General features: G+C 75.5%; 1 protein-coding gene and 3 pseudogenes. All 4 read right to left on the bottom strand.

The annotated features are described in order from the left end of the window. Positions 1-7: 7 nt before the first annotated feature. Positions 8-14,368: pseudogene (locus E4N62_RS39060) on the bottom strand (type I polyketide synthase). 83 nt (positions 14,369-14,451) lie between these two features. Further along, positions 14,452-18,711, bottom strand: a complete 4,260-nt coding sequence (locus E4N62_RS39055) for a type I polyketide synthase (RefSeq protein WP_230222308.1) — start codon at positions 18,709-18,711, stop codon at positions 14,452-14,454. A gap of 161 nt (positions 18,712-18,872) precedes the next feature. Next, positions 18,873-19,157: pseudogene (locus E4N62_RS48955) on the bottom strand (hypothetical protein); the annotation flags it as partial. Further along, positions 19,112-19,827 (bottom strand): annotated as a pseudogene (locus E4N62_RS39045) (beta-ketoacyl synthase N-terminal-like domain-containing protein). The pseudogenes E4N62_RS39045 and E4N62_RS48955, both read right to left, overlap by 46 nt. Between the last annotated feature and the right edge of the window lie 2 nt (positions 19,828-19,829).

Below are 19,829 nucleotides of genomic sequence, written 5' to 3'. Positions count from 1 at the left end.
GTGCTCCTCAGGCCATTCCGAAGTTGTTGTCGAGCAGGTCGAACAGTTCGTCGGCGCTGGCCGAACCGATCGCGTCGGTGTCCGCCGGGCCGGTGTCGGGCGCCGTGCGCCGGGCCCAGGTCCGTACGAGGTCCTGCAGGCGCGCGCCGAGCTCGTCGGCGCCCTGGGCGCGGGGGTCGGCGGAGGTCAGGGCCGCCTCCAGCGCCCGGAGTTCGGCGAGCGCGGGAACGGCCGGTCCGGGACGGGCGCACAACCCGTCGTACAGGTGGTCGGCGAGGGCGGTGGGGGTGGGATGGTCGAACACCACCGTCGCGGCGACGGGGACGCCGGTCGCCGTGCGCAGCCGGTTGCGGAAGGACACGGCGAGCATCGAGTCGAACCCGACGGCGGAGAACGCCTGGTCGGCCGGAACGGCCTGGCGGCCGGTGTGGCCGAGGACCGCGGCCGCGTGGTCGCACACCAGGTCGAGCAGCAGACGGCGTCGCGCGGGTTCGTCCAACGGTTCGAGCCGGCGGGCGAGTTCGGCGGCCGCGTCGTCCTCGTCGTCGCGCGTGGTGTCGCCCGGGGCGGAGGCCGCCTCGGGCAGTTCGCTGAGCAGCCGCAGCGCTCGGGGGTCGGGCACGGCGGCCACGACGCGGTCCCAGCGGACGTCGGCGAGGATCGCGGCGGGTTCGTCGTGGTCCAGCGACTGCTGCAGGGCCGCGAGGACCGTGCCCGCGTCCAGGGGGCGCTCCACCGCGTCGGATCCGGCGGGCGCGGGTTCCTGGCCGCCGAGGGCGAGGGTGACGCAGCGGTTCCCCCGGTCGCGGCGGTCGCGGACCAGCGCTTCGAGGGCGGCGTACGCGCTGGTGGCGGCGCCCCGCCGGGCGGCCCCCCAGACACCGCTCAGCGGGAACAGCACGGCGAGGGCGACGGAGTCCGGTGCCGGGTGGCCGTCGAGCAGCGCGTCGAGGTCGGCCACCGGGCCGAGGGCGGAACGCAGGGCGCCCGCCAGGTCCTCGGGGGTGAGTTCGGCGAGGGAGGCGCCGGGGTCATGGGCGCGGGCGAGGTGGACGGCAACGGTCAGGGGTGCCCCGCCGGGCGGGCCGGCCAAGGGGTCCCCACCGTCGGGAACGGTCAACTCGGCTCCCAGTCCGGCGAGTTCGTCGCGCAGGGCGGCCACGGCCACCTGATCCGCGCTCCGGTCCCCGGCCAGGACGACCTGGCGGGCGCCACGACCGGCCAGCCAGCGGGCGATGTCCGCGCCCAGCACCCCGGTGTCGCCGGTGATCAGGGCGGTGCCTCCGGCCGGCGTCCAGTCGCGGCCCGTCGAGGCGTCGGGGGCCGGGGCGTGGACGAGTCGGCGCGCGTGAGCGCCGGTGGGCCGTACGGCGAGGTGGTCCTCCTCGTGGCCGCCCGCGAGGAAGGCGGCGAGGCGGCGCGCCTCGTCGGGGCCGGGGCTCGGCGGCAGGTCGGCGATGCCGCCCCAGCGCCGGGGCTGCTCCAGGCCGACGACCCGGCCGAGCCCCCACAGCTGGGCCCCGCCCGGACGGGTGAGCCGCTCGTCGGGACGGACGGCGACCGCGCCGCCGGTCACGCACCACAGCGGGGCGTCGATGCCGAGGGCGTCCAGGGCCTTGAGCAGTTCGAGGGTGGCGGCGGTCCCGGCGAGCACCGGGGCCCCTTCCGCCGCCGCACGCTCGTCCAGGGACAGCAGGGACAGCACGCCGGAGACCGGCCCGGCCGCGTCCGCGACGGCGTCGGCGACGTCCTGCGCCGTACGGGCCGCGTCGCCCGCGTCGACGGTGACGGTACGGGCCCGCGCGCCGCCGAGCCGCAGCGCGTCCTGGCACGCACCGACGAGCGGGTCGTCGGTGTGCTGCTTCGGTACGACGAGAAGCCAGTCGCCGTCGAGCGGCGCGGCGGGCGGGTCGGGCACCTGCTGCCAGCGGACCCGATAGCCGAGGGACCGTACGGCGTCCCGGTCGAGCCGGGCGCGACGCCAGCCGGACAGCACCGGCAGCACCTCGCGCAGCGCCGGGGCGAAGCCCTCCGGCGTGGCGTCGGCGTCCGCGCCGAGAGCGGCGGCCAGCCCGGCCGGGTCGCCGCTGTCCACCGCCGCCCAGAAGCGGTCCTGTGCGGCGCCGCCGCCCGCGCCGGCCGCCGAGGCGGTCCGGCCCGGGGTGGGCAGCCAGAACCGGGTCCGCTGGAAGGCGTAGGTGGGCAGGGGGACGGGTCGGGCGCCGGGCGCGGCCTCGGCCACGACGTCCGGCCAGGCCACCGGGGCTCCGGTGGTCCAGGCCTCGGCGAGCGAGGCGAGGAGCCGCGCGGGATCGCCGTCGTCGCGACGCAGCGTCCCGACGGTGGTGACGGTCCGGCCCGCCCGTTCGGCGGTTCCCTCGACTCCGGCGGTGAGCACGGGGTGCGGGCTCGTCTCGACGAAGAGGTCGAATCCGGCGTCCAGCAGTCGTGCGGTGGCCCGCGCGAACTCGACGGGTTCACGCAGGTTCCGGTACCAGTAGTCCGCCGTCAGCAGCGATCCGTCGAGGGGTTCGCCGGTGACCGTGGAGTACAGCGGTGTCCCGCCCGTGCGGGGCGTCACGTCGGCCAGCGCGTCGATCAGGTCGTCGCGGACCCGGGCCACCTGGTCCGAGTGGGCCGCGTAGTCGACGGGGATGCGCCGGGCCCGTACGCCGTCCCTCTCGCAGGCCGCGAGGAGGTCCGTGAGCGCGTCCGGCCGGCCGGCCACCACCACCGCGTCGGGGCCGTTCACGGCGGCCACGCAGGCACGGTCGCCGTGGGGGGCCAGGAGGGCGCGGGCCCGGTCCTCGGAGACGGCGATGGAGACCATGCCGCCGGCCCCGGCCAGCGCCACGAGGGCCCGGCTGCGCAGGGCGACGACCTTGGCCCCGTCGTCCAGGGACAACGCCCCCGCCACCACGGCGGCCGCGATCTCCCCCTGGCTGTGCCCGACCACCGCCGACGGCTCGACACCGCAGGACCGCCACAGCGCGGCCAACGACACCATCACCGCCCACAACGCGGGCTGAACCACATCCACCCGGTCCAGCGACGGTGCACCCGGCTCGCCGCGCAGCACATCGGTCAACGACCAGTCCACGTACGGCGACAGCGCCCGCTCGCACTGCGCCACGCGCTCCGCGAAGACCGGAGCCGCATCCAGCAGACCCGACCCCATCCCCGCCCACTGCGAACCCTGACCGGGAAAGACGAAGACGGTACGGCCGCCGCCGCGGGCCTGTCCCTCGACGGCTCCGGACGCGGCCGACCGGTCCGCGAGGGCGGCCAGCGCGTCCAACAGTTCACGGCGGCCGGTGCCGACGACGACGGCCCGGTGCGGGAGGGCGGACCTGGTGGTCGCCAACGCGTGGGCGACGTCGGCCGGCCGCAGTTCGGGTCGGTCGGTGAGGTGGGCGTGCAGCCGCGCGGCCTGTTCGCGCAGGGCCGGCTGCGAGCGGGCGGAGAGGAGCCAGGGCAGCGCGGGCGACGCGTGGTCGTCGGGCCGGGCGCCGGTGTCCTGAGCGTCGGTCGGCGGCTCCGGGACGGCCGGCTCCGGGGGCGCCTCCTCCAGGACCACATGGGCGTTGGTGCCGCTCATGCCGAACGCCGAGACTCCGGCGCGCCGGGGCGGCCGGGGCCGTCCAGGGGCGGGCCCGGTCGAGGAGCCGGACGGCTCCGCCGGACCAGTCGACCCGGGAGGTGGGGTCGTCGGCGTGCAGGGTCCTGGGCAGCGTCGCGTGCCCCATGGCCAGGACGGTCTTCATCAGTCCCGCGACGCCCGCCGCGGCCTGGGTGTGGCCGAGGTTGGACTTCAGCGACCCCAGCCAGAGCGGCCGGTCCGCCGGGCGGCCCTGGCCGTAGGTGGCCAGCAGTGCCTGTGCCTCGACGGGGTCGCCGAGGACGGTGCCGGTGCCGTGCGCCTCGACCATGTCGACGTCAGCCGTGGTGAGACGGGCGTGGGCGAGCGCCTCGCGGATCACTCGCTGCTGGGCGAGGCCGCTCGGGGCGGTGAGGCCGTTGCTGGCGCCGTCCTGGTTGACCGCCGTACCGCGGACCAGGGCGAGCACGGGGTGGCCGAGGCGCCGGGCGTCGGACAGCCGCTCGACCAGGATCATGCCGGCGCCCTCGCCCCAGCCGGTGCCGTCGGCGCCGTCGGCGAACGAGCGGCAGTGGCCGTCGGGCGAGAGACCGCCCTGCTTGCTGAACTCCACGAACACGTCCGGGGCCGCCATCACGGCGGCGCCGCCGACGAGCGCGAAGGAGCAGTCACCGGCGCGCAGCGCCTGACCGGCGAGGTGCAGGGCGACCAGTGAGGAGGAGCAGGCCGTGTCGAGGGTGACGGCCGGGCCCTCGATGCCGAGCGTGTACGCGATCCGGCCGGACGCCACGCTGGTGACGTTGCCGCTCAGCAGATGCCCTTCGACGCCGTCGGACGACGTGCCCGGCCCGGTGCCGTAGCCCTGGGAGGCCACGCCGACGAAGACGCCGCCGCGGCTGCCGCGGACCGACAGCGGGTCGATCCCGGCGCGTTCGAGCACCTCCCAGGAGGTCTCCAGGAGGAGCCGCTGCTGCGGGTCCATGGCCAGCGCCTCGCGGGGCGAGATCCCGAAGAAGCCGGCGTCGAAGTCGCCCGCCCCGTCGAGGAATCCGCCGCCGGAGCTGTAGAAGGTGCCCGGCCGGTCCGGGTCGGGGTCGTACAGGGAGTCCAGGTCCCAGCCCCGGTCGGTGGGGAAGGCGCCGATGGCGTCCACCTCGTCGGCCACCAGCCGCCACAGGTCCTCCGGGGCACGCACGCCCGCGGGGAAGCGGCAGGCCATCGCGACCACGGCGAGCGGGTCGTCGGCGGGATCGGTGGCGTGCGGGGCCGGGGTGCGGTGGTGTCCGGGACGGCGGGGGGCCGTGCGGCGCCCGTGAGGCCCTCACGGATGTGCCGGGCGAGGCCGGTCGCCGTGGGGTGGTCGAAGAGGCCGGTGACCGGCAGGCGGAAGCCGGTGGCGGCGACGAGCCGGTTGCGCAGTTCGACGGCCGTGATGGAGTCGAAGCCGATGTCGCGCAGCGGGCGTTCGGGGTCGACCCGCTGGGCCGACTCGTGGCCGAGGATCGCCGCCGCCTCGGTGGTGATCAGTTCGACGAGGAGCCGGTCGCCCTCCGCGTCGGGGAGGGCCGTCAGCCGGTCGCGCCACCGGGCGGCGTGGTCCTCGGGTACGGCGGTGCCGGCCGCGGGCCCGCCCTCGAAGGGTTCGGCGGCCCCGGCCGCCCCGGCGGTCTCGGGCAGCGCGCCCAGGAGCCTGCTGGGGCGTCCGGAGGTGAAGACGGGGACGAACCGCCGCCAGTCCACATCGGCGACGACGACCTCGGTGCGCCCGTTGTCCAGCGCCTGGCGGAGTGCGGTCAGCGCCGTTTCGGGCCGCAGGCCGGCGAGGCCGTGCCGGCGCAGTCCGGCGCCGGCGTCGCCCTCGGCCATGCCGGTGCCCTCCCAGGGGCCCCACGCGACGGAGAGCGCGGTGCGCCCGTGGGCCCTGCGCCGGGCGGCGAGGGCGTCCAGGTGCGCGTTGGCGGCGGCGTACGCGGCCTGGCCGCCGCTGCCCCAGGTGCCCGCGATGGAGGAGAACAGGACGAAGGCGTCGAGCGGTTCGTCGGCGAGGAGTGCGTCGAGGTGGTCGGCTCCGTCGGCCTTGGCCGCCAGTTCGGCGTCGAGTTGTGCGGGGGTGCACTGCTCGGTGGGAGTGTCGGAGACGGTGCCCGCGGCGTGGAAGACCGCGCGCGGTGTGTCGCCGGCCGCCCGGAGCCGCTCGACGAGCGCGGCCGTCGCGTCCCGGTCGGCGAGGTCGCAGGCAGCCACGGTGACCCGGGCTCCCGTCTGCTCCAGCTCGGCGACGAGGGCCGCCGCGCCGGGGGCGGCCGTTCCCCGCCGGCCGGCCAGCACGAGGTGCTCGGCACCTTCCCGGGCCAGCCAGCGGGCGATGTGTCGGCCGATACCGCCGGTGCCGCCGGTGACGAGAACGGTTCCCTGGGGGCGCCAGCCGGTGGAGGCTGGTACGGCGCCGGGGGTGACCTGGCGGTCGGGGGTGACATCGTCGCCGGTGGCGGCGGCATCGTCGTCGGGGATGACCCGGCCGCCGGCGGCCGGGAGACCCTCCGGAGCGCCTACCAGCCGCCGGCCGAGCAGGCCGGACGGGCGGACCGCGATCTGGTCCTCACCGGCGAGCCCGTCCGTCGTACCGTCGCCGTGACCGGCGTCGGCGCCGCCCACGCCCCCCAGGCACGCGCACAGCCCGCGCAGGGCGGCGGGGTCGAGCCGTTCGGGGAGGTCGACCAGGCCGCCCCAGCGGTCGGGGTGTTCCAGGGCGGCGACCCTGCCGAGTCCCCACACCCGGGCCTGGGCGGGCGACGGCGGCGGCGTGTCCTGGCCCGCCCCGACCGCGCCGGACGTGACGCACCACAGCCGGGCGCGGCCGCCGGTGTCGCCGAGGGCCTGGAGCAGGGTCAGGGTGAGGGCGAGCCCCGCGCCGAGCGGCGCGTGGTCCGGGTGCGGAAGGTCGGTCAGGGCCAGCAGGGAGAGCACACCGGTGGCCCCGGCGGGGAGCCGTTCGGCCAGTTCCGCGCGGCCGGCGCCGACGGCGATCCGGACGACGGTCGTCTCGGCGCCGTGCTCCACGAGGGCTCGTTCCACGGCGGCGGCCGTCTCCGTGACCGCCGGGTCGTCCGGCACCGCGAGGAGCCACGAGCCGGACAACCGGACGCGGGCGGGCAGGGCCAGCGGCTGCCATGCGACGCGGTAGTGGTGCCGGGCGGCGGCCGCCTCCTGGTCCCGGCGCGCGCGCCAGGCGGACAGCGCGGGCAGTACGTCACCGAGCGGCGCCCGCTCGTCGAGTCCCAGCAGCGAGGCGACCGACGGTGTGTCGGCCGTGCCGACCAGGTCCCAGAAGGGGTCCGAGTCCGTGGTGGCGCGGTCCGCGTCCTTCCCCGCGGCCGGGCGCGGCCAGAACCGCTCGTGCTGGAACGGGTAGGTGGGCAGGTCGACATGCGGGGCGGCGGTGTCCTCGTGCCCCGCGGTCCAGTCGACGGCGACCGCACGGACGTGCAGGCGGGCGAGGGCCGCGACGACCGAGGCACCCTCCGGCTGTCCCTTGGGCAGCAGCGGAACCGCCGCCACACCGGGCTCGTCCTCCGGCAGACAGGCCGGCACCAGGGCGGAGAGCACTCCCCCCGGCCCGGCCTCCAGGAACGTCGTCGCGCCCTCGGCCACCAGACGCCGTACGCCGTCCATGAACCGCACCGCGCCGCGCACGTGCCGCACCCAGTACTCCGGGGAGCACAACTCGGCGGCGGAGGCGGGCTCACCGGTGAGGTTGGAGATCACGGGGATGCGGGGCTCGGCGTACGTCAGGCTCTCGGCCACCTCGCGGAAGGCGTCGAGCATGCCGTCCATCCGGGCGGAGTGGAACGCGTGGCTCACGGTGAGCCGCCGGGTCCGGCGGCCCTGGCGGCGGAACTCCTCGGCCGCGCCCAGGACGGCGTCCTCGTCACCGCTGATGACGGTGGCCGCCGGTCCGTTGACGGCCGCGATGCCGACCGGGCCGTCGGCGGCCCCTCCGAGGAGGCCGAGTCCGCCGAGCACACGGAGCACGTCGTTCTCGCCGACCTCGACCGCCACCATGGCGCCGCCGCCGGACAGTTCGTCCATCAGACGGCCGCGGGCGGCGACCAGGGCGCAGGCGTCGGGGAGGTCCAGCACCCCGGCGACGTGCGCGGCGGCGAGCTCGCCGACCGAGTGGCCGATGAGCAGGTCCGGGACGACTCCCCAGTGGTCCAGCAGGCGGAACAGCGCCACCTCGAGCGCGAACAGCGCGGGCTGGGTGTACCGGGTGCGGTGCAGCAGCGGGGCCCGCTCGTCGCCCTCGGCGGCGAACAGGATGTCGCGCAGCGGCAGGTCGAGGTGGGGGGCGAAGTGGGCGAGCACGTCGTCCAGCGCGTCGGCGAACACCGGCTCGTCTCGGTACAGCGCGGCTCCGGCGGCGGCCCGCTGGCTTCCCTGACCGGGGAAGAGCAGCGCGGTACGCCCGGGTGCCGCCAGGCCGGTGACCAGATCCGGGTCGGATGTCCCGGCGGCCAGGGCCCCCAGCGCGCGACGTGCGGCCGTCTCGTCGCCCCCGGGCACGGCGGCCCGGTGCTCCAGCGCTGCCCGTCCGCGTACGAGCGCCAGGGCCACGTCGGGCAGCGGCGTGCCGGGGCTCGTGTCGAGGTGGGCGAGCAGTCGGGCCGCCTGGCGCGCAGCGCGGCGGGCGTCCGGGCGGACAGGAGCAGCGGCAGCGTCCGGGCCGTGGACGGTCGCGTCTCCCCCGCGCCGCCGGTCGCGGTCTCTCCGGCCGTGCCGTCCTCCTCGCCCGTGCCACCCGCCTCGCCCGCGTCGGGTGCCTGTTCCACGATCACGTGGGCGTTGGTTCCGCTGATGCCGAACGAGGAGACGCCGGCGCGGCGCGGGCGGCCGGTCCGGGGCCACGGCGTGGGCTCGCCGAGGAGCCGTAGGCCCGCCGTGTCCCAGTCGATGTGGGTGCTGGGTTCGTCGGCGTGCAGGGTCCGGGGCAGTTCGCCGTGGCCGATGGCGAGCACCATCTTGATGACGCCCGCGACACCGGCGGCGGCCTGGGTGTGGCCTATGTTGGACTTGACCGAGCCCAGCCACAGCGGCTCGTCGGCGGTCCGTCCGGCCCCGTACACGGCCTGGAGGGCCTGGGCCTCGATGGGGTCGCCGAGCCGGGTGCCGGTGCCGTGCGCCTCCACAGCGTCGATCTCCGCGGCCGTGAGCCGGGCGTCGGCGAGCGCGGCCCGGATGACGCGCTGCTGCGCGGGCCCGCTGGGCGCGGTCAGGCCGTTGCTGGCACCGTCCTGGTTGACGGCGGTGCCGCCGAGTACCGCGAGCACCCGGTGGCCTGCGCGGCGGGCGTCCGAGAGGCGTTCCAGGAGGAGCATGCCGACACCCTCGGCCCAGCCCGTGCCGTCGGCGCCGGCCGCGAACGCCTTGCAGCGGCCGTCCGGGGCCAGTCCGCGCTGGCGGCTGAACTCGACGAACAGCTTGGGCGTGGTCATGAGGGTGACACCGCCGGCGAGGGCCTGCGCGCACTCGCCCCGGCGCAGGGCCTGGGCCGCCAGGTGCAGGGTCACCAGCGAGGAGGAGCATGCGGTGTCCACGGTCAGCGCGGGCCCGTCGAGGCCCAGTTCGTACGAGATCCGGCCCGACATCACACTGGCGGTGTTGCCCGTCATGACGTGGCCCTCGGAGACGCCGGGCGCGCCGTCGAGGACGCCGGGGTAGTCCTGGCCGTTGGTGCCGACGAACACGCCGACCGGGCGGCCGCGCAGGGCGGTCGGGTCGATACCGGCGTGTTCGACGGTCTCCCAGCAGGTCTCCAGGAGCAGCCTCTGCTGCGGGTCCATGGCCAGGGCCTCGCGGGGCGAGATCCCGAAGAAGGCGGCGTCGAAGCCTCCGGCGTCGTGGAGGAACCCGCCGCGCCGGCTGTAGGTGGTGCCGGGGCGGTCCGGGTCGGGGTCGTAGAGCCGGTCGGTGTCCCAGCCGCGGTCCGCCGGCCAGTCGGCGATGACGTCCCGTCCCTCGCTGAGCAGCTGCCAGAAGGCGTCCGGGCCGTGGACGGCGCCGGGGAAGCGGCAGCCGATGCCGATGATGGCGATCGGGTCGCCGTCGACGGCGGCCGTTGTTCCGGGGAGAGCCGCGCCGGCCTCCTCGGCCGGGGGGTCCGACGGGGCGAGTTCGGCGAGGAGATGGGCGGCAAGTGCCTGGGGTGTGGGGTGGTCGAAGAGCAGGGTGGTGGGCAGCCGCAGTCCGGTGGCCGTGCCGAGCCGGTTGCGCAGTTCCACGGCGGTGAGGGAGTCGAAGCCGAGTTCGGCGAAGGCCCGGCCGGGGGCGATGTCGGTGGCCGCGCCGTGGCGCAGCACCGTCGCGGCGTGCGTGCGCACGAGGTCGGTGATGTGACGGGACCGCTCGGCGGCGGGGAGCGCGGCGAGCTCCCCGCGCACCTGCCCGTCCTGCTCGGCGGGTCCGGCCGGTGCCGGGGTCCGCGCGCCGACGGCTCCGGGCAGGCTGCTCAGCAGTGCCGTGGCGCGCAGCCCGACGGCCTCGCGGAAGCGCTGCCAGTCCACGTCGGCGACGACGCAGAGTTCGTCGTGGTCCGCGAGGGCGGCGGTCATGGCCCGGACGGCCGCCCGGGGTTCCATGGGGGTGATGCCGAGGCGGCGGAGGCGGTCGGCGATCCGGTCGTCGACCATGCCGCCGCCGGCCCAGGCGCCCCAGGCGACGGACGTGCCGGGCAGTCCGGCGGCGCGGCGTTCGGCGACCAGGGCGTCGAGCGCGGCGTTGGCGGCGGCGTAGTTTCCCTGGCCGGCGCTGCCGAGGACGCCCATGAAGGAGGAGAACACGACGAAGTCGGCGAGACCGATGCCGTCGGTGACCTCGTGCAGGGCGCGCGCGGCGGTGACCTTGACGCGCATCAGGGTGGCGAGGCGGGCCGGGTCGAGGGCGTCGAGGGTGCCGTCGTCGAGGACCCCGGCGGCGTGCACGACCGTGGTGAGCGGCTCCTCCTCGGGGATCGCGGCGACGACCGCCGTCAGCTGCGCGCGGTCGGCGACGTCACAGGCGGCGACGGTCACCCGCGCGCCGAGCGCGGTGAGTTCGTCGCGCAGTGCGTCCACGCCGGGGGCGTCGGGTCCGCGGCGGCTGAGCAGCAGCAGGTGGGCGGCTCCCCGCTCGGCGAGTTCGCGGGCGACCTGGGCCCCGATCCCTCCTGTGCCGCCGGTGATGAGTACGGTGCCGCTCGGGCTGTGGCGGGCCTCGGCCGGACGGCCGGGACCGACCGGGAGCAGGCGGCGGCCGTACACGCCGGAGGAGCGCACGGCGACCTGGTCCTCGTCGGTGACGGTGGCGAGGACCGCGCCCAGCCGGTCCGCGGCCCGCTCGTCCAGCGCCGCGGGCAGGTCGACGAGGCCGCCCCAGTGGCCGGGCCGTTCCAGCGCGACCGTCCGGCCCAGTCCGGCGACCGCGGCCTGCGCACTCGCTCCCGGCCGCTCGCCGCCGCCCACGGCCGCCAGGGCCCGGGTCGCGCACCACAGCGGGGCGTCCGTCCCGGTGTCGCCGAGCGCCTGGACGAGGGCGAGGGTCAGGGACAGCCCAGCGGGCACGTCGGGCTGGGCGGGGTGCGGGCGCGTCTCCTCGGCCAGCAACGAGAACACGCCGGCCACGGGCTCCGCGCCCGACGCGGCACGCAGGGAGGTCGCCAGGGATTCCCGGTCCTGGTCGGGGCCGGAGACGACGACGGGGACCGGTGCGGCCCCGGCCGCCGTCAGCGCGGCCAGGACATCGGCACCGCTGTCGGCCGCCGGAAGCACGACGAGCCACCGCCCGGACAGCGACGCCCTCGGCGCGAGCGTCAGCGGACGCCACCCCACACGGTGACGCCAGCTGTCGGCACGCCGCCCTCGTATCCGTTCGGAGCGCCACGCGGACAGGGCGGGCACCACCTCGTCCACCGCCCCGGGGTCGACCCCCAGGGTGTCGGCGAGGGCAGCGGAGTCCTGGGTCTCGATCTCCCGCCACAGTCCGTCGTCGGCCGGGGCGGCCGGGTCCGACGCCCGCGGGGTCTCCAGCCAGTAGCGGCGGCGCTGGAACGGATAGGTGGGCAGGTCCACGAGGCGGGCACCGGTGCCGGCGAGGGCCGGCTTCCAGTCGACGGGGAGCCCTCGGACGAAGGCTTCGCCGAGCGCGTGGTGCAGGCGCCGCAGCCCGCCCTCGTCGCGCCGGAGCGAACCGAGCACGACGGCCTCGCAGCCGGTCTCGTGGACGGTCTCCTCGATGCCCATGGTGAGCACGGGGTGCGGGCTGACCTCGATGAAACCCGTGTACCCGGACTCGGCGAGGGTGCGGACGGCGGGTGCGAAGCCGACGGTGGCCCGCAGGTTGCGGTACCAGTAGTCGGCGTCCATCCGAGCGGTGTCCAGCCAGCCGCCCTCGACGGTGGAGTACAACGGCACGTGGGCGGGTGTCGGCCGCAGTCCGGTCAGGGCCTCCAGAAGCGTCTCGCGTATCTCCTCCACGTGGGCGGAGTGCGAGGCGTAGTCGACGTCGATGCGCCGGGCCCGTACGCCCTGGGCCTCGCACTCCGCGAGCAGCGCGGCCAGGGCGTCGGGGTCGCCGGACACCACCCCGGCGGAGGGGGCGTTGACGGCGGCGACCGACAGTCCGGGGCGGTCGGCGAGCAGGTCGGCCAGGCGGTCGTGCGCGAGGGCCACGGAGACCATGCCGCCGCGTCCGGCCAGCACACCCAGCGCCTTGCTGCGCAGGGCCACGACCTTGGCCCCGTCCTCCAGGGACAGCGCGCCGGCCACGACGGCGGCGGCGATCTCACCCTGGCTGTGACCCACGACCGCGTCCGGCACCACACCGAACGACCGCCACACCTCCGCGAGCGACACCATCACCGCGAAGAGGGCGGGCTGGACCACATCGACCCGGTCCCACTCCCGCCCCGAGCGCACGGCGTCCAGCAACGACCAGTCCACGAACGGCGCCAGAGCCCGCTCGCACTCCTCCATCCGAGCCGCGAACACCGCCGACTCCGCCAGCAACTCCCCCGCCATACCGACCCACTGCGAACCCTGCCCCGGGAAGACGAACACGACCGGCCCGGTGGCGGAGGCCTCGCCGTGCGCCACATCCGCGCCGGGCGTGCCCTCGGCCAGTGCCGCGAGCCCTTCCTCCCATGCCCGCCGGTCCCCGCCGACCACGGCACGGTGGTCGAACAGCGAGCGGGACGTCAGCAGGGAGTGGGCGAGGTCGCGGGCGGCGGGCCCGGCGGTGTCCCGCAGCAGGGGCAGCAGGCGACGTGCCTGGTCGCGCAGCGCGTCCGGGGTACGGCCGGAGAGCACCAGCGGCACCGGGGAGGTGTCGGGGTGGGTCTCCGGCGCCGGCTCGGGGTCGCTTCCGGTTCCGGGGCGGGAGGCGCTTCCTCCAGGACGAGGTGGGCGTTGGTGCCACTGATCCCGAACGAGGACACCCCGCCCGGCGCGGACGCCCCGCCACCGCCTCCCACTCCCGCTGCTCGGTCAGCAACTCGACCCCACCCGAGGCCCAGTCCACGAGCGGCGTCGGCTCATCCACATGCAACGTCCGCGGCAACGCACGTTGTTGAAGCGCCATCACCATCTTGATCACACCAGCCACACCCGCAGCCGCCTGCGCATGCCCGATGTTCGACTTCAACGACCCCAACCACAACGGCCGCCCAGCCGACCGCTCCCGCCCATACGTCGCCAGCAACGCCTGCGCCTCGATCGGATCACCCAACCGCGTCCCAGTCCCGTGCGCCTCCACCACATCCACATCAACAGCAGCCACACCCGACGCCGACAACGCCGCCCGGATCACCCGCTCCTGCGCCCGCCCACTCGGCGCCGTCAACCCATTACTCGCACCGTCCTGATTGACCGCACTCCCCCGCACCACCGCCAACACCCGATGCCCAAGACGACGGGCATCCGAAAGCCGCTCAACACCAGCAGCCCCACCCCTCCGCCCACCCCGTCCCACCCGCCGACGCCGCGAACGACCGACACCGCCCATCCACCGACAACCCACGCTGCCGCGAAAACTCCACAAACGTCCCCGGCGACGACATCACCGTCACCCCACCCGCCAACGCCAGCGAACACTCCCCGCCCGCAACGCCGACACCGCCAGATGCACCGCCACCAACGACGACGAACACGCCGTATCCACCGTCACCGCAGGACCCTCAAGCCCCAACGAAAACGCCACCCGACCCGACAGAACGCTGCCGGCACCGCCGGTCAGCCGCTGGCCGTCCACGCCTCCGGCGGGTACGTGCAGTGCGGGTCCGTAGTCGTGGTACATGATTCCGGCGAAGACGCCGGTGCGGCTGCCCCGCAACGCGTGCGGATCGATGCCCGCCGACTCCACCGCCTCCCACGACGACTCCAGCAACAACCGCTGCTGCGGATCCATCGCCAACGCCTCACGCGGCGAGATCCCGAAGAACTCCGCATCGAACTCCGCCGCATCATGCAAAAACCCGCCATGCCGCGTATACGACGTCCCCGGCCGATCCGGATCCGGATCGAACAACCCCTCCACATCCCAACCCCGGTCCACCGGAAACCCCGACACACCGTCCCGACCCTCAGCCACCAACTCCCACAACCCCGCAGGCGACACCACCCCACCCGGCAACCGACACGCCATCCCCACCACCGCCACCGGCTCCCCCACACCCGCCTGGAGTTGCCGGTTCTCGCGGCGCAGCCGGGCGGTTTCCTTGAGGGCGTCCCTGAGCGCCTCCACGACGGTCGCGTCGGAGGAAGCTGACGAAGAAGGTGACGAGGACGACGGCGTTCGGGTCATGAGCTTTCTTCTCCCAGTGCTGTTCAGGACTCGATGCCTTCGCGGGCCATCCGGACCAGTTCCGCCACATCCATGGCGTCGATCAGTTGTTCCTCGGCGGCCAGTTCCTCCGCGTCGGCCGCGGGATCCGGTCCGTCGGGGACCGTGTCGTGTGCCCGGTCCTCCCCGCTCTCCGTGACGTCCGGGCCTGCGGCGGGGAAGAGTTCGGCCCGGAGCCGTCCGGCCAGTGCGGTGGGGGTCGGATGGTCGAAGACGACGGTCGCGGACAGCCGTAGTCCGGTCGCCCTGCCGAGCCGGTTGCGCAGTTCCACGGCGCTGAGGGAGTCGGCGCCGAGTTCCTTGAAGCTCCGGCGCGCGTCGACCGTCTCCGCGCGGTCGTAGTTCAGGACGGCTGCGGCCTCGGTCCGCACCAGGGCGAGCAGCTGCTTCTCCTGAGCGGCGGCGTCGAGTTCGACGAGCCGGGCCACGAGCCGGGCGCCCGGCGCTTCGCCGGACGTGCTCGGGCCGGAGCCCGCCGCTTCACGGATGCGCGCCGGGACGAGCCCTCGCAGCAACGGCGGTACGCCGGTGCCGGCGGCCCGTAGCGCGGCGGTGTCGAGGGCGAGCGGCACCGAGCAGGCGTCGCCGGAGGCCAGCGCGGTGTCGAGGAGTCGCAGACCCTGGCCGGGGGTGAGCGCGTGGATGCCCACGCGGGCGAACCGGCGGCGGTCGGTCTCGCCGAGCCCGGCGGCCATGCCGCCCTCCGCCCACGGGCCCCAGGCCAGTGAGGTGGCCACGAGACCGCCTGCCCGCCGATGTTGTGCCAGGGCGTCCAGGTAGGTGTTGGCCGCCGCGTAGTTGGCCTGTCCCGCGCCGCCGAGCAGGCCCTGCACGGAGGAGAAGAGGACGAAGGCGGCCAGGTCGAGATCGCGGGTGAGGTCGCTGAGGTGCCGGGCGGCGTCCGCCTTCGGTCGGAGGACCGCTTCGAGGCTCTCAGGAGTGAGGGCGTCGAAGACACGGTCGTCCAGGACACCGGCGGCGTGGACGACGGCCGTCAGCGGACGGTCTGCGGGCACCGTGGCGAGCAGTTCCGCGAGCGCCGCGCGGTCGGCGACGTCACAGGCGGCGAGGGTGGCCCTGGCCCCCAACCCGCCCAGTTCCTGGCGGAGTTCGAGGGCGCCGGGGGCGGCGTCGCCCCGTCGGCCGACGAGCAGCAGGTCGCGTGCGCCGTGCTCGGTGACCAGGTGGCGGGCCACGGCGGCGCCCAGGGCGCCGGTCGCACCGGTGATCAGTACGGTGCCGTCCGCCGGCCACGGCCCCTCACCGGGCCCCGGGGGCGCGGGCGTCGTGGCACGTGTCATGCGGGGGACGAGTACGCGCCCGGCGCGGACGGCGAGTTGGGCTTCGCCCGAGGCCTCCGCGGCGACGAGGGCCGCCGCCATGACCCGCCGTGAGGCGGGTTCGTCGTCGAGGTCGAGCAGGGTGATCCGGTCGGGGTGCTCGGTCTGTGCCGAGCGGACGAGCCCCCAGACAGCGCTGTGCGCGAGGTCGGACACGTCCTCGTCGGGCCCCGCGGCGACCGCTCCCCGGGTGACGACGACCAGACGGGTGGCGGCGAAACGCTCGTCGGCCAGCCAGCCCTGGGCCAGGGCCAGCGCACGCCCGGCGGCCCGTGCCGCGTCCGTACCGTCCGGGGAGGAGCCGGTCAGCGGTGCCAGGACGACGGCCGGGACGGCCGCCGTACGGTCGATGTCCTCGGCGAGCGCCGGAAGGTCCGGATGGGTCGGGACCTCGGCACCGGCGGCCGTCGGTGTTCCGGCCATGCGGGCCGCGTCGGCCGCGTCGCCGACGACCGCCCACCGCTCGGGGATCGCGCCGGAGCCCGGACCGGCGATGCCGGGCAGCGAAGTCCACTCCACCCGGTACAGCGGGTCGCCTCCCCCGCCCTGGGCCGCGCGGAGTCGCTCGGCGGAGACCGGCCGCCGCGACAGCGCGCCCACCGACGCCACCGTACGACCCGCCGCGTCGGCGAAGGCCAGAGTGACCGCGTCGGGTCCGGCGGGTGCCAACCGGACGCGTGCCGCAGTGGCCCCGGCCGTGTCCAGACGTACCCCGCTCCATGCGAAGGGCAGCCGGGTCTCGTCGCCGCCGGGCAGGGCGCCCAGTTCGATGGCGTGCAGCGCGGCGTCGAGCAGTGCGGGGTGCAGTCCGTACCCGGCCGCGGCGGTGGCCTGTTCCTCGGGGAGGGCCAGTTCGGCGAAGACCTCCGTGCCGCGTCGCCACGCGGCACGCAGCCCGCGGAAGGCGGGGCCGTAGCCGAAGCCCTGTGCGGCGAGCGCGTCGTACCACTCGGTCAGGTCCACCGCTTCGGCGTCGGGCGGCCAGTTCGCGAAGTGGTCGGTATCGGCCACCGCCCCGGCGGCCGGGGCGAGCACCCCGACGGCGTGCAGCGTCCAGTCGCCGCCGTCCGTCTCGCCGTCCTCCTGGTCGCGGGCCGCGGCCGGCGCGGGCCGGGTGTGCACGGTGACGGACCGCCGCCCGTCGGAGTCGGCCCCCGCCACCTGGACCTGGAGCTCGACGGCTCCTTCGTCCGGCAGCGCGAGCGGTGCCTGCAGGGTCAGCTCCTCCAGCAGGTCGCAGCCGGTGCGGCGGGCCGCGTGCAGGGCCAGTTCCACGAGCCCCGCACCGGGGAAGAGGACGGTGCCGAGGACGGTGTGGTCGGCGAGCCAGGGATGGGTGTCCAGGGACAGCCGCCCGGTGAGCACCAGCGTGTCGGAGTCCGCGGGCCGCACCGCGGCACCGAGGAGGGGATGCCCGCCGGTGGCGAGGCCGAGCGCGGGAGCGTTCCCGGCGGTGACCGGTCCGGCGCTCGCCCAGTAGCGCCTGCGCTGGAAGGCGTACGTCGGCAGGTCGACGCGGGAGGCGCCCGTGCCGGCGAACAGCGCCGCCCAGTCGGGGCCGACGCCTCGGACGTGGAGCCGGGCGAGTGCCTCCGCGAGGGTCCGCTCCTCGGGGTGGTCACGCCGCAGCAGGGGAACGAACTCCACCCGGGCGTCCTCAGCCTCGTCGTCGGGGAGACAGTCGCGGCCCATGGCGGTCAGGACGGCGTCGGGTCCGATCTCGACGAACGTCGTCACTCCGTCCGCCCGTAGCGCGCGTACGACATCGGCGAACCGCACCGTCTCCCGGACGTGCCGCGCCCAGTAGTCCGCGTCGGCCGGGCTGCCGTCGGCCGGCCCGGTGACGGGCTGTCCCGTCATGTCCGACAGCAGCGGTACGGCGGGCGCCGACAGGTCGAGCCCCTGAGCCGCCCGGCGGAACTCCTCCAGCATGGGATCCATGCGGGGCGAGTGAAAGGCATGGCTGACCCGCAGCCGCCTGGTCCTGCGACCGCGCGCCGACAGCTCACCGGCGATCTCCACGACCGCGTCCTCGTCGCCGGAGAGCACGCAGGAGAGCGGGCCGTTGACGGCGGCGATCGCCACCCGCGTCTCCCGGCCGCGCAGCAGTGCGGCGACCTCCTCCTCCGGCGCCCGGACCGAGACCATCGCGCCGCCCTCGGGCAGCGCCTCCATGAGACGGCCGCGCTCGGCGACCAGGGTCACCGCGTCCGGCAGCGACATCATTCCGACGGCGTGGGCCGCCGCCAGTTCGCCGACCGAGTGTCCGGCCACCCGGTCCGGCCGTATTCCGAGGTGTTCGACGAGCCGGAAGAGGGCCACCTCCACGGCGAACAGCCCGGCCTGGGTGAACACGGTCCGGTCCAGCAGGGCGGCGTCCGGGGAGTCCGCCCCGGCGAGGACGACATCGCGCAGCGGCCGCCCGAGGCGGTCGCCGAACGCCTCGAAGACCTCGTCCAGTGCCTCGGCGAACACCGGGAACCGCGCGTGGAGTTCACGTCCCATGCCGACGCGCTGGCTGCCCTGCCCGGTGAAGAGGAACGCCGTCTTCCCTCCGCTCGGCACGCCGTACGGCACACGGGACGGCGGGTCGCCGTCCGCGAGCGCCGCCAGATCCACGAGCATCCGGTCCGGGTCGTCGCCGACCAGCACCGCCCGGTGCTCCAGCGCGGCGCGCGTGGTGGCCAGCGAGAAGCCCACGTCGGCGAGTCCCGCCCGGGGCGTCACGCTCAGATGCTCACGCAGCCGCCGCGCCTGCGCGCGCAGAGCCTGCTCGGTCCGGCCGGACAACGCCCACAGGACCGTTCCGGGCGCCGGCTCGGGGGTCGCTTCCGGTTCCGGGGCGGGAGGCGCTTCCTCCAGGACGAGGTGGGCGTTGGTGCCACTGATCCCGAACGAGGACACCCCGCCCGGCGCGGACGCCCCGCCACCGCCTCCCACTCCCGCTGCTCGGTCAGCAACTCGACCCCACCCGAGGCCCAGTCCACGAGCGGCGTCGGCTCATCCACATGCAACGTCCGCGGCAACGCACGTTGTTGAAGCGCCATCACCATCTTGATCACACCAGCCACACCCGCAGCCGCCTGCGCATGCCCGATGTTCGACTTCAACGACCCCAACCACAACGGCCGCCCAGCCGACCGCTCCCGCCCATACGTCGCCAGCAACGCCTGCGCCTCGATCGGATCACCCAACCGCGTCCCAGTCCCGTGCGCCTCCACCACATCCACATCAACAGCAGCCACACCCGACGCCGACAACGCCGCCCGGATCACCCGCTCCTGCGCCCGCCCACTCGGCGCCGTCAACCCATTACTCGCACCGTCCTGATTGACCGCACTCCCCCGCACCACCGCCAACACCCGATGCCCAAGACGACGGGCATCCGAAAGCCGCTCCAACACCAGCAGCCCCACCCCTCCGCCCACCCCGTCCCACCCGCCGACGCCGCGAACGACCGACACCGCCCATCCACCGACAACCCACGCTGCCGCGAAAACTCCACAAACGTCCCCGGCGACGACATCACCGTCACCCCACCCGCCAACGCCAGCGAACACTCCCCGCCCGCAACGCCGACACCGCCAGATGCACCGCCACCAACGACGACGAACACGCCGTATCCACCGTCACCGCAGGACCCTCAAGCCCCAACGAAAACGCCACCCGACCCGACAACACACTCGCGGCACCACCGGTCAGCCGACGCCCCTCGGAGGAGTCGGGCAGCGTGACGCCGTTGTCGGAATCCCGGAAGGTGAAGGTGCCGGCGAAGACGCCGGTGCGGCTGCCCCGCAACGCGTGCGGATCGATGCCCGCCGACTCCACCGCCTCCCACGACGACTCCAGCAACAACCGCTGCTGCGGATCCATCGCCAACGCCTCACGCGGCGAGATCCCGAAGAACTCCGCATCGAACTCCGCCGCATCATGCAAAAACCCGCCATGCCGCGTATACGACGTCCCCGGCCGATCCGGATCCGGATCGAACAACCCCTCCACATCCCAACCCCGGTCCACCG

Origin of the sequence: Streptomyces sp. MNU76, from assembly GCF_020982545.1 — a bacterium.
Classification (GTDB): Bacteria; Actinomycetota; Actinomycetes; order Streptomycetales; family Streptomycetaceae; genus Streptomyces.
This window is presented reverse-complemented; position numbering and strand designations above follow the sequence as displayed.